Origin of the sequence: Streptomyces thermoalcalitolerans (assembly GCF_039525155.1) — a bacterium.
Taxonomy (GTDB): Bacteria; Actinomycetota; Actinomycetes; order Streptomycetales; family Streptomycetaceae; genus Streptomyces; species Streptomyces thermovulgaris.
Genome location: NZ_BAAAHG010000060.1, coordinates 22811 through 35101 on the forward strand (window position 1 = coordinate 22811; position 12291 = coordinate 35101).

Consider the following 12291-nt stretch of genomic DNA (forward strand, 5'->3'; position numbering starts at 1 on the left):
CGCGATGTCCCGCCCGTCTCTCTCAGCTCTCTCAGCGGGCGGACGACGACTCCGGCAGCCGCGCGCCCGGCCTCTCCCGGGGGATCTCCCGCCCGTCCGAGCCGACCACCTTCCGGTCACCGAGCGGCCGGTCCAGACGCACGCTCTCGTGGTACACCTTGGCGACCAGGATGCAGACCTGGTCCCGCCGCGAGGTCTCGGTCACCGTGACCGTCACCCGGTCGGCGTCCTCCTTCACGGACGCCCGGTAGTCCGCGCACACCCCGCCCTCGAAGCGGACGGTCAGCTCGTCGCCCTCGGTGCTGTAGCCGGTCACCTTCACGTCCCGCGTCACCGTGGCGCCGTCCGAGCCGCCCGACGCCTTCGGCGAGGTCAGGTACACCGGGTCGACGGCCGGATGCGTCACCGTGAAGGGCACACCCCGCCCGTCTGACGCCCGCACCTGGAACAGCCAGGACGGCACGAGTGCCCGCCGGCCGTCGGAGGAGTGCGAGGCCAGCCCGAACACGGCCTTGTCGACGGTGAAGGCGTTCCCGGTGAAGGACTTCGTGGACTCCTTGTGGGGCGGGGCCGGGGCCTTCGCCTCGCACGGCACCTCCGGGCGGTCCTTCGGCGGGCGGTTCTCCGGCGAGTGGTCCTTCAGCGGTACGGGAGCGGCGCAGCCGCCGATGCCCGCGCGGCCGGTCCGCGGAACCGCGTTCATCAGCTCCAGCGTCCTGCGCGCGCTCAGCACGGGATACGTGTCGCCCTTCACCGGCTTCTTCAGCCGGCCGCTGCCGCTGACCACCTCGCCCTGCGGGCCGATGCTCAGGCCCGTGGTCCAGCCGTACGTGGGCAGCCCGCCGACCCGCGGATCGGCGTTGACGACCCGCTGAGCGCCCACGGTCCGGCTCGCGTCCACCTTGGCGTCGTCCTGGCCCAGCGCCTTGAGCACCGGAGCCGCCGCCTTCCGCGCCGCCGCCACGCTCACCGGGCGGACGGACGGAGTCCCGGAGACCCCGGGGACCGCCGTGCACACCGCACCCTTGCAGTTGTCGGTGCCCGGCGCGTACCGGCTGAACGTCCATGTCCCGGGTGCCTGCCTGCTCACCCGCAGCACCGGGCCGGAGCCGTCCTTCCCGGACCCCGCCCTCCAGGCCTGGGCGTCGGCCACCGGCGTGCCCTCCACGCCGAGCGCCTCGGCGAGCCGGGCCACCTCCTCCCGGGTGACCTCGCCCCGGGCCCGGTACACCGGTGCCGAGCCGGGCCCGTCGGGAAGCGTGCCGCCGGCCCGGTAGGTCGCGCCGTAGGGATTGGGCTCGCCGGGGGCGATCTCGTGCGGACCGGCGGCGGCGCTCGCGGCGTCGGCGGCGACGTACCCGTCGAGGACCAGTGGCGGGGGAGTGCCGCGCCCGTCGGCCGCCGCCGTCCCCGGACGCTCACCCGTACCCGCGGCGAGAAACACCCCGCCGCCGCCCACCAGCAACACCGTGGCGGCGACCGAGGCGATGACCACCGGCGACCGCCTGCGCACACGCCACCCGCCGGAGCGCTCGTCCCCGTCCGGGACCGCGGTGACGTCCGGAACCTCCTGTTCCTTCGGGGGGTCCTGGTCCTTCGGGGGGTCCTGGTCCTTCGGGGGCTCCTGGTCCTCGGGGGCCTTGGTGGTGTCCGGGGCCTTCTGCTCCTCGGAGACCTCGGATGTCTCGGCGGCCCCCGAGACCTTCTGCTCCTCGGGGGGCTCGGTGGTTTCCGGGGCTTTCCGGCCTTCAGAGGTCTTCTGGTCCTCGGAGGTCTCCGGGGCCTTCTGGTCCCCAGTGGCCTCGGCGGTCCCGGCGGTCTCCGAGGCTTGCTGGTCCTTGGTGCTGTCCGAGAGTGCCTGCTCCTCGGCGGTCTCCGATGCTCGCTGGTCCTCAGTGGTCTCCGAGGCCGCCTGCTCCTCGGAGGCCTCGGCAGTCTCGGAGGCCTTGGAGGTCTCGGAGGGCTTCGAGGTGCCGGCACCGTCCTGTGAAGCGTTCGAGGCCCCGCCACCGTCCTCCGAAGCCTTCCGCTTCGGCGTCTCCGCCTGCTCCGGGGCTTCCTCGGCGGTGCCCGCAGCCGCGTCGTCGTGGTCGGGTCGCTCGGTGTTCACCGCATCGCTCCTTCGGCTGGGTCGTATCCCGCATCCCCCAGAGGGGGGACAGCGGTGGGACGCAGCGGAGGAGCACGCGGTTCCCCTCGGTACGCCGGTCCGGCCGGCCGGCCTTCAAGGCCTTCGGGATCCCGGTCTCTTGAGGTCCCGGAGGCCCCGGCCTCCGCGGCCTCAGTCCCCGTAGTCCGACATCGCGTCCAGCAGCCGGGCGGAGGAGGCGGGCACCTCCACCCCGTGGAGGCGGGACGGCGGCACCGGCGGCTCGGCGGTCCGGTCGGGTGCCACCCACCAGGGGGCCATCCGGGCGCAGTCCCCGCGCAGTGAGGCCAGATCGCCCTCGAGGTCGGCCGGAGCCGGGGCAGCATGGACGGTGTGGGCCCTGTTGTTCGTCATGGGCGAACCGTAGGCTCGGAGAAGCCGCCCGAGATAGACCTACTATCGGGTAGTTTTTCCGCTCCACCGTCACCCGCCGACCAGGTGGCGCGCACCGCGACACCGGGTAGCGTGAACTGTCATTCCTCCGGACTCCAGGAGCAATCACGCCGTGCGTATCGCAGTCACCGGCTCCATCGCCACCGACCACCTCATGACCTTTCCCGGCCGGTTCGCCGATCAGCTCGTCGCGGACCGGCTGCACACGGTCTCGCTCTCCTTCCTGGTCGACCAGCTGGACGTACGGCGCGGCGGGGTCGGCGCCAACATCGCCTTCGGCATGGGGCAGCTCGGCACCCGGCCGATCCTGGTCGGCGCCGCGGGCCCCGACTTCGACGAGTACCGCGCCTGGCTGGACCGGCACGGCGTCGACACCGCCTCGGTCCGCATCTCCGAGACCCTGCACACCGCCCGCTTCGTGTGCACCACCGACGCCGACCACAACCAGATCGGCTCCTTCTACACCGGTGCGATGAGCGAGGCCCGTCTCATCGAGCTCAAGACCGTCGCCGACCGCGTCGGCGGTCTCGACCTGGTGCTGATCGGCGCGGACGACCCGGAGGCGATGCTCCGGCACACCGAGGAGTGCCGTGCGCGCGGGATCCCGTTCGCCGCCGACTTCTCCCAGCAGATCGCCCGGATGGACGGCGAGGAGATCCGGATACTGCTGGACGGGGCGCGGTACCTGTTCTCCAACGAGTACGAGAAGGGCCTCATCGAGTCCAAGACCGGCTGGAGCGACGCCGAGATCCTCTCCCGTGTCGGCCACCGGGTCACCACCCTCGGCTCGCGCGGCGTGCGCGTCGAGCGCGCCGGCGAGGAGCCGATCGAGGTCGGCTGCCCGGAGGAGGAGCGCAAGGCGGACCCGACGGGCGTCGGCGACGCCTTCCGCGCCGGCTTCCTCTCCGGCCTGGTCTGGGGCGTCAGCCTGGAGCGCGCCGCCCAGGTCGGCTGCATGCTCGCCACCCTGGTCATCGAGACGGTCGGCACCCAGGAGTACCAGCTGCGCCGCGCCCACTTCATGGAGCGCTTCGCCAAGGCGTACGGCGACGAGGCGGCCGACGAGGTCCGCGCCCACCTCTCCTGACGGGGCGACAGCGGCGGCCTCGGCGACGGTTCCTACGAGAGCCGGCGGACGACGTGGGCCGAGCCTCCGTCCGCCGGCTCCTCGCCGACGTACTCCTGGCCCCGCATCTCGCACCACGCCGGGATGTCCAGACGCGCCGCCTCGTCGTCGGCCAGCACCCGGACCGTGCCGCCGACGGGCACGTCCTTGAACACCTTGGCCAGCTCGATCACCGGGATCGGGCAGCGCTTGCCGAGGGCGTCCACGACCAGCGCGTCCTCCCGCACGGGGGCCGGTTCCCCGGCCGGCGCCCCGAGCTTCTCCCGGACCCGCGCCACCGCGCCCGGCAGGGCCTCGAGGAACCGTTCGACGTCCTCCTCCGGGGTCCCGGGCGGCAGCGACACCCGGACGTTGCCACTGCTCAGCACACCCATCGCCTTCAGGACATGGCTCGGCGTCAGGGTGCTGCTGGTGCACGACGAGCCGGAGGAGACGGAGAAGCCCTCGCGGTCCAGCTCGTGCAGCAGTGCCTCCCCGTCGACATAGAGACACGAGAAGGTGACGATCCCGGGCAGCCGGCGGACCGGGTCGCCCACCACCTCCACGTCCGGCACGAGCCGCGGCACCCGCGCCCGGATCCGCTCCGTCAGCTCCCGCAGCCGTACCGCCTCCGCGGCCGCCTCCGCCCGGACCGCCCGCAGCGCCGCCGCCGCCGCCACGATCGCCGGGATGTTCTCGAAGCCGGCCGCCCGTCCCGACTCCCGCTCGTCCACCGGTTTCCGAGGCGCGAACCGCACCCCCTTGCGCACCACGAGCAGCCCGACTCCGGGCGGTCCGCCCCATTTGTGCGCACTCGCCGTCAGCAGCGACCAGTCCCCTTCCACCGGGCCCCAGCCCAGTGACTGCGCCGCGTCCACCAGCAGCGGCACACCCGCCGCCCGGCACACCTCGGCCACCCCGGCGACCGGCTGCTCGGTCCCCACCTCGTGGTTGGCCGACTGCAGACAGGCCAGCGCGGTGTCCTCGCGCAGCGCGGCCTCGTACGAGGCGGCGGCCACCAGGCCCCCGCGGTCCACCGGCACCCGGGTGACCGTTCCGCCGTCCGCCTCGTGCGCTTCGGCGGAATGGAGGACAGAGGAGTGTTCGACCGCTGACACGATCAGGTGGCGTCCAGTGCGTCGCCGCCCCGCCAGCGCGCCCGCGATTCCGCTGTGCACGGCCAGGGTTCCCGACGGGGTGAACGTCACCTCGTCCGGGCGGCACCCCACCGCCTCCGCGGTCGTCTCCCGGGCCGCGTCCAGCAGCAGCCGGGCACGCCGTCCCTCTTTATGGAGCCGGGCGGGGTCGGCCCACCCTTCGTCGAGGGCGGCGAGCAGAGCCTGCCGGGCGACGGGATGAAGGGGAACACCGGAAGCAGCGTCGAAGTAGGCCACACAGCAACGCTACGACGTGGAGGGGCGCGGGAGGGGCGCGGGGCGGTGCCGGTGCGGGCCCATCGCGCGGGACGCGCCGGCCGTACCGTTTCCCCGGGTGCCGCACAAGCCGCACAGCCGTCCTGCCGGAGTGCCTCAACCCCCTACGCAAAGCCGGGCATATGGGTCCATCCCACCCCTTCGGTCCGACCCGCGGCGCGTAACCCACCCTCCCCGCGCTCCGCCGGAAGGCGTCCAGTAGGGTTTGGTCCGCATAAACATCCAAACCCCTGCCCGACGCAGGGCGGCGACCGACCAGCGAGAAGGCAGGCCGCAGCCAACCGCGCGGGCGAGACTCTCGGGAAGGCGCTACGTGAGTCCCAACGGCTCCGACCGCTCGCCGCGGCGCCCGATGCGGCGGAAGCTGCTGCAGGCACTGACTGCGGGCCTGGTCCTGTTGACTGCTACTGGTTGCACATACAAGGACTTTCCCCGGCTGGGTATGCCCACCCCGGCCACGGAAGAGGCTCCGATCATCCTCTCCCTGTGGCAGGGCTCCTGGGCGGCCGCACTCGCCATCGGCTGCCTGGTGTGGGGTCTGATCCTGTGGAGCGCGTTCTTCTACCGCCGCAGCCGCACCAAGGTGGAGGTGCCTCCGCAGACCCGCTACAACATGCCCATCGAGGCCCTGTACACCGTGGTCCCGCTCCTCATCGTCTCGGTGCTCTTCTACTTCACGGCACGTGACGAGTCGAAGCTCCTGGACGAGTCCAAGAAGCCGGACGTCACGGTGAACGTCGTCGGCTACCAGTGGAGCTGGGCCTTCAACTACATCGAGTCCGTCCCCGGTTCGACCGGTGACGCGAAGACCGACAAGAACCTGGCCGCCATCCCGGACCGGTACAAGAAGGACTTCCCGGCCAACGCCGGCGGTGTCTACGACTACGGCATCCCGGGCATGCGGAACCCCCAGAACGGCAACCCCGGCCCGACGCTGTGGCTGCCCAAGGGCAAGACCGTCCGCTTCATCCTCACCTCGCGCGACGTCATCCACTCCTACTGGGTGCTGCCGTTCCTGATGAAGCGTGACGTCATCCCCGGCCACACCAACTCCTTCCAGGTGACCCCCACCATGGAGGGCACCTTCCGGGGCAAGTGCGCCGAGCTCTGCGGCCAGGACCACGCGCGGATGCTGTTCAACGTGAAGGTCGTCTCGCCTGAGCGCTACGAGCAGCACCTGAAGGAACTCGCCAAGAAGGGGCAGACCGGTTACGTTCCCGCCGGTATCGCGCAGACGAGCCACGAGAAGAACCGGGAGGTGAACGAGCTGTGAGCATCCTCAACGAACCTCAGAGTGTTGCGGCAGTCGAGAGCTCTCAGGAGAGCACGCTGCCGGCCCGGCGCAAGCAGCCGGGCAGCGTGGTGGTGAAGTGGCTGACGACCACGGACCACAAGACGATCGGAACGCTGTACCTGGCGTCGTCGTTCGTGTTCTTCTGCATCGGCGGTGTGATGGCGCTCGCCATGCGCGCCGAGCTGGCTCGTCCGGGCCTGCAGATCATGACGAACGAACAGTTCAACCAGGCGTTCACGATGCACGGCACGCTCATGCTGCTGATGTTCGCGACGCCTCTGTTCGCCGGCTTCGCCAACTGGATCATGCCGCTGCAGATCGGCGCGCCCGATGTCGCCTTCCCGCGGCTGAACATGCTGGCCTACTGGCTGTACCTGATCGGCTCGATCATCGCGATCTCCGGGTTCTTCACCCCGCAGGGCGCGCCGGACTTCGGCTGGACGGGCTACGCGCCGCTGTCGAACGAGGTGTACAGCCCGGGTGTGGGCGCCGACCTGTGGATCATGGGTCTGACCCTGCAGGGCTTCGGCACCATCCTCGGTGCGGTCAACTTCATCACCACGATCATCTGCATGCGCGCCCCGGGCATGACCATGTTCCGCATGCCGATCTTCACGTGGAACGTGCTGCTGACCGGTGTGCTGGTGCTGCTGGCCTTCCCGGTGCTGGCCGCCGCACTGCTCACGCTCGAGTACGACCGCAAGTTCGGCGGTGAGATCTTCGCCTCGTCCAACGGCGGTGCGCTGCTGTGGCAGCACCTGTTCTGGTTCTTCGGTCACCCCGAGGTGTACATCATCGCGCTGCCGTTCTTCGGCATCGTCAGTGAGATCATCCCGGTGTTCTCCCGCAAGCCGATGTTCGGCTACATGGGCCTGATCGGCGCGACCATCGCCATCGCGGGCCTGTCGGTGACGGTGTGGGCGCACCACATGTACACCACGGGCGGGATCCTGCTGCCGTTCTTCTCCTTCATGACCTTCCTGATCGCGGTCCCGACCGGTGTGAAGTTCTTCAACTGGATCGGCACCATGTGGAGGGGCTCGATCTCCTTCGAGACGCCGATGCTGTGGACGATCGGCTTCATGGTGACCTTCCTCTTCGGCGGTCTGACCGGTGTCATCCTGGCCGCGCCGCCGCTGGACTTCCACGTCACCGACAGCTACTTCGTGGTGGCCCACTTCCACTACGTGGTCTTCGGCACGGTCGTCTTCGCGATGTTCGCCGGCTTCCACTTCTGGTGGCCGAAGTGGACGGGCAAGATGCTCGACGAGCGTCTGGGCAAGATCACGTTCTGGACGCTGTTCATCGGCTTCCACGGCACCTTCCTGGTGCAGCACTGGCTGGGTGTCGAGGGCTTCCCGCGCCGGTACTCCGACTACCTGGCGGCCGACGGCCTCACCGCCCTGAACACGGTCTCCACGATCTCCTCGTTCGTGCTCGGCCTGTCGCTCCTGCCGTTCCTCTACAACGTCTGGAAGACGGCCAAGTACGGCAAGCCGGTCGGTGTGAACGACCCGTGGGGCTACGGCCGCTCCCTGGAGTGGGCCACCTCCTGCCCGCCGCCGCGGCACAACTTCCTCTCCCTGCCGCGCATCCGCAGTGAGGCCCCCGCGTTCGACCTGCAGCACCCGGAGATCGCCGCGCTCGACCAGCTCGAGAGCGCCGGCCACGGCGAGAAGGTCCTCGTCGGCGGAAAGGAGGCCGGCAAGTGAAGATCCAGGGCAAGATGTTCATGTGGCTGAGCGTCTTCCTGCTCATCATGGCCATCCTCTATGGCCTGTGGGCGAAGGAGCCGATCGGCATCACGACGCTCTTCATGGCCTTCGGCCTGGCCATCATGGTCGGCTTCTACCTGGGCTTCACCGCCCGGCGGGTCGACCCGGGCGCCCAGGACGACAAGGAGGCCGATGTCGCGGACGGCGCCGGCGAGCTGGGTTTCTTCAGCCCGCACAGCTGGCAGCCGCTCGGCCTCGCCATCGGCTGGGCACTGGGCTTCCTCGGCGTCGCGGTCGGCTGGTGGCTGCTGTACTTCTCGGTGCCGATCATCCTGCTCAGCGTGTTCGGCTGGGTCTTCGAGTACTACCGCGGTGAGAACCGCACCCAGTAACCGGCCCGGCAACCGGCGTTGAACACCGACAGCCCGGCTCCTCCCCGAAGGAGCCGGGCTGCTGTGTCTCCGCCGAAGAGGGGATCACCCGCATGGACGATTCATCGTGCCGGAGCCGGCGAAGCTTCCTAGCGTGACGTCATGAGCACCACTCCGCACACCGCCGGCACCGTCTGCGTCCTGCTGGCAGCCGCTCTGGGGGCGACCGTCACCGCCTGCGACGCCGACGGCAACCCACTGGCCGCCACCCCGTACGACGCGACGGACCAGATCTCCTTCAGCGGTTCGGGGAAGCGCGGCGAGAAGGTCGACCCGGACAAGCCCCTGGAGATCACGGCCGACGGTGCGGACAGCCGGATCACGGACGTCACCGCCGTGGACTCCACGGGCCGTTACGTCTCCGGCGAACTCGCCGCCGACGGCGGCCGCTGGCACAGCACCTCACCGCTCGCCGCGGGTGCTCACTACACGGTGACCGTGCGCACCGAGGACGGCAGCGGCAGACCCGGCCGCAAGGTCTTCACCTTCGACACCAGCGCGCCCGCCGGCCTCAAGCGGCTGAACGTGACATTCGGGCCGAAGGAGGGCACCTACGGCGTCGGCCAGCCCATCACGGCCGAACTGGACCAGCCGATCACGGACCGGAGCCAGCGGGCCGTCGTGGAGCGCGGCCTGAGGGTCGACTCCGTGCCCGCCGTGGCGGGCTCCTGGTACTGGGTGAACGACAAGGAGCTCCACTACCGCCCCCGGTCCTACTGGCCCGCCAACACCACCATCGAGGTGCGCAGCAACCTGGAGAACATCAGGATCAGCGACCGGCTGTGGGGCGGCAGCGCCAAGCCGCTGAAGCTCACCATCGGTGACCGCGTCGTGGCTGTCGCGGATGTCGCCAAGCACCGGATGACGGTCTACAGGAACGACGAGAAGATCAAGGAGATCCCCGTCACCGCCGGCAAGGCCGGCTTCGAGACCCGCAACGGCATCAAGGTCGTCCTGGCCAAGGAGTACTACGTGCGGATGAGGAGCAGCACCGTGGGCATCGCCGCCGGCTCCCCGGACTCCTACGACCTGCCCGTGTACTACGCCGTCAGGGTGACGTGGAGCGGCGAGTACGTCCATGCCGCCCCCTGGTCCGTCGGCTCCCAGGGTGTCGCCAACGTCAGCCACGGCTGCGTCGGCATGAGCAACGCCAACGCCGCATGGTTCTTCAAGACCGTCAAGGAGGGCGACCTCGTCGAGGTCGTCAACTCCACCGGCAAGCCGATGGAGCACTTCGACAACGGCTTCGGCGACTGGAACATCCCCTGGCAGGAGTGGCTCCAGGGCAGCGCCCTGACCGCGGCGAAGACCCCGGGGACGAACGGCGACCAGCCCCGGCTGCGCCCCCAGAGCCTGTAGGAGGGTGCCGTGGGGATCGCACCGGCTCCGGTGGGCGGAGACGACGCGCGAAAAGGACCGACGAGAGGGACGAGAGGACCGGCAACCGGCGAAAGGGCCGGTAAAAGGGCCGGTAAAAGAACAAGGAGCCGTGCCGGGGGACGGCTCCACCGTGCGGACGCACCGCCCGGGACGGCCCGCACCCGCAGGACGAGCGGGCCGTCCCGAGTTCCGCGAAGCGCCCGGAGGTCAGACGCCGCTCAGTTCCTTCTTCCGCAGCAGGGAGGCCAGCGCGTTGGCGAACTCCACCGGCTCCACCGGCAGGGTGGCCGCCGCATCGGCCCGGCTCCACGTCGCCAGCCACGCGTCCTGCGGCCGGGCGATCAGCAGCAGCACCGGCGGGCAGCCGAAGATCTCGTCCTTGATCTGCCGGCACATCCCCATACCGCCCAGCGGCACGGCCTCGCCGTCCAGGACGCAGACGTCGACCCCGCCCTTGTCCAGTTCCTTGAGCACCGCGGCGGGCGTGGCGCACTCCAGGAACTCCACCACGGGGGAGTCCGGAGCCGGCCGGCGGCCGCAGGCCAGCCGCACCTGCTCCCGGGTGTTGGCGTCGTCGCTGTAGACCAGCACCGTGGCGGTCGCCTGCATGGTTCCTCCGCGTCGTCGATCGGGAACTCGTCGGGAACTTACGGGTACCGATGGCGCGGATGCTACTCCTTCCCACCCCTGGTCGGCAGCGGTTGGAACAGCTCTTCGGCGGGCCGTACGAGCAGGGCACGACCCCGGACACTCCGAACAGCACCCCCCGGAGTGAGGGCGAGATAAGCGACCGACATAATGTCGGCGTGGCGACAGCAACGACAGTAGATACCGGGCACGCGCACCCGTCGGTCAACCGACCGAACCTCACCAGCGTCGGAACCATCATCTGGCTGAGTTCCGAGCTGATGTTCTTCGCGGCCCTCTTCGCGATGTACTTCACCCTGCGCTCGGTGACGGGTCCGGCGTATTGGAAAGAGATGGCGGGCGGCCTCGACGTGCCGTTCTCCTCGGTGAACACCACGGTCCTGGTGCTCTCCTCACTCACCTGTCAGCTCGGCGTCTTCGCCGCCGAGCGCGGGGACGTGAAGAAGCTCCGGTTGTGGTTCATCATCACCTTCATCATGGGCGCGATCTTCATCGGCGGCCAGGTGTACGAGTACACCGCCCTGGTGGAGGAACACGGAGTTTCCATTTCCTCCGGCCCCTACGGTTCGGTGTTCTACCTGACCACCGGTTTCCACGGCCTGCACGTGCTGGGCGGCCTCTTCGCCTTCCTGCTGGTGCTCGGCCGTACCTACGCGGCCCGGAGGTTCACTCACGAGCAGGCGACCGCAGCCATCGTCGTGTCCTACTACTGGCACTTCGTCGATGTCGTCTGGATCGGTCTCTTCGCCACGATCTATTTGATCCAGTAGCCGACGAGCCGGCCCAAGTCCGCAAAACATCGACGCAGAAGATCCTGACACCGGGGTAATCGTGAAAAAGCTCTCCGCACGACGACGCCATCCTTTGGCGGCGGTCGTCGTCCTACTCCTCGCGCTGGCGGCCACGGGGGGGCTGTACACCGCGTTCGCGCCCGCGAGCAAGGCGAAGGCCGAGGACACCGCCCAGTCCCTCGCCATCGAAGAAGGCAAGAAGCTCTACACGGTCGGCTGCGCCAGCTGCCACGGCACCGACGGTGAGGGCACCAGCGACGGTCCCAGCCTGGTGGGCGTGGGCGCCGCGGCAGTCGACTTCCAGGTGGGCACCGGCCGTATGCCGGCCCAGCAGCCGGGTGCACAGGCTCCGCGCAAGCCGGGGAAGTACACCCAGGCCGAGATCGACCAGATGGCCGCGTACATCGCCTCGCTCGGCGCCGGCCCGGCCATTCCGACGAAGAACCAGTACAACCCCGAGGGTGCGGACGCGGCCAAGGGCGGTGAGCTGTTCCGCAACAACTGCGCCCAGTGCCACAACTTCACCGGCCAGGGCGGTGCCCTGACGCACGGGAAGTACGCCCCGGACCTCAGCGGTGTGAGCAACAAGCACATCTACGAGGCCATGCTGACCGGCCCGCAGAACATGCCCGCCTTCCCCGAGGGCGTGCTGTCGGAGCAGAACAAGAAGGACATCGTCGCGTACCTGAACGAGGTCAACGGTCCTGAGACCGAGAACCCGGGCGGTATGCAGCTGGGCGGTCTCGGACCGGTCGTCGAGGGCCTGTTCGCCTGGATCTTCGGGCTGGGCGCCCTGATCGCGGTCACCGTTTGGGTCACCGCTCGGACCGCAAAGGCCAAGAGGTCATGAGTAGCCACGACATTCCAGAACAGAACCTGCCTGCCGGGCAGGCTGCCGTTGAGCGCGGGCGCGGTGCGGTCTCGGTCGCGGACGAGCGGAATCCGTTCGCCG

11 protein-coding genes are annotated in these 12291 nt (G+C 69.7%); 7 read left to right on the forward strand and 4 right to left on the reverse strand.

The genetic code is table 11. The features are described from left to right. Nucleotides 1–31 precede the first annotated feature (31 nt). On the reverse strand, nt 32–2110 hold the full coding sequence (locus tag ABD224_RS25220; protein ID WP_344053797.1) for a hypothetical protein: 2079 nt from the start codon (nt 2108–2110) through the stop codon (nt 32–34). A gap of 171 nt (nt 2111–2281) precedes the next feature. Beyond that, a complete protein-coding gene (locus ABD224_RS25225; RefSeq protein WP_344053799.1) occupies nt 2282–2503 on the reverse strand; it encodes a hypothetical protein in 222 nt (73 codons plus the stop codon). Nucleotides 2504–2654: 151 nt separating this feature from the next. Here ABD224_RS25225 and ABD224_RS25230 point away from each other — a divergent pair, with 151 nt between their 5' ends. Beyond that, nucleotides 2655–3629: a carbohydrate kinase family protein gene (locus tag ABD224_RS25230; RefSeq protein ID WP_344053801.1), complete on the forward strand. Its 975-nt coding sequence runs from the start codon at nt 2655–2657 to the stop codon at nt 3627–3629. 32 nt (nt 3630–3661) lie between these two features. Here ABD224_RS25230 and ABD224_RS25235 read toward each other — a convergent pair whose 3' ends face one another. Beyond that, complete coding sequence (locus tag ABD224_RS25235; protein WP_344053803.1) at nt 3662–5041, reverse strand: cysteine desulfurase/sulfurtransferase TusA family protein; 1380 nt, start codon at nt 5039–5041, stop codon at nt 3662–3664. Nucleotides 5042–5393: 352 nt separating this feature from the next. On the opposite strand from ABD224_RS25235, the gene ctaC reads away from it, so the two are divergent. The 4 genes from ctaC (at nt 5394) to ABD224_RS25255 (ending at nt 9879) form a co-directional block, all read left to right on the forward strand. After that, nucleotides 5394–6353 (forward strand): aa3-type cytochrome oxidase subunit II, encoded by a 960-nt coding sequence (ctaC, locus tag ABD224_RS25240; protein WP_344053805.1) that lies wholly within the window; start codon nt 5394–5396, stop codon nt 6351–6353. After that, on the forward strand, nt 6350–8086 hold the full coding sequence (gene ctaD, locus ABD224_RS25245) for an aa3-type cytochrome oxidase subunit I (protein ID WP_344053808.1): 1737 nt from the start codon (nt 6350–6352) through the stop codon (nt 8084–8086). Before ctaC ends, ctaD begins: the two co-directional genes overlap by 4 nt. Beyond that, complete coding sequence (locus ABD224_RS25250) at nt 8083–8481, forward strand: cytochrome c oxidase subunit 4 (RefSeq protein ID WP_086791341.1); 399 nt, start codon at nt 8083–8085, stop codon at nt 8479–8481. The genes ctaD and ABD224_RS25250 overlap by 4 nt, the downstream gene beginning before the upstream one ends. 141 nt (nt 8482–8622) lie before the next feature. After that, nucleotides 8623–9879 carry a L,D-transpeptidase gene (locus tag ABD224_RS25255; protein WP_344053811.1) on the forward strand — a complete coding sequence of 419 codons (1257 nt, stop codon included), beginning with the start codon at nt 8623–8625 and terminating at the stop codon, nt 9877–9879. A gap of 228 nt (nt 9880–10107) precedes the next feature. Here the strand turns inward: ABD224_RS25255 and ABD224_RS25260 are convergent, their stop codons facing one another. After that, on the reverse strand, nt 10108–10509 hold the full coding sequence (locus tag ABD224_RS25260) for a response regulator (protein ID WP_344053813.1): 402 nt from the start codon (nt 10507–10509) through the stop codon (nt 10108–10110). A 197-nt stretch (nt 10510–10706) separates the two neighbouring features. On the opposite strand from ABD224_RS25260, the gene ctaE reads away from it, so the two are divergent. Beyond that, nucleotides 10707–11318: an aa3-type cytochrome oxidase subunit III gene (gene ctaE / locus ABD224_RS25265; RefSeq protein ID WP_344053815.1), complete on the forward strand. Its 612-nt coding sequence runs from the start codon at nt 10707–10709 to the stop codon at nt 11316–11318. Between the two features lie 61 nt (nt 11319–11379). Continuing rightward, nucleotides 11380–12189: a cytochrome bc1 complex diheme cytochrome c subunit gene (gene qcrC / locus ABD224_RS25270; protein WP_344053817.1), complete on the forward strand. Its 810-nt coding sequence runs from the start codon at nt 11380–11382 to the stop codon at nt 12187–12189. The last annotated feature ends 102 nt before the right edge of the window (nt 12190–12291 follow it).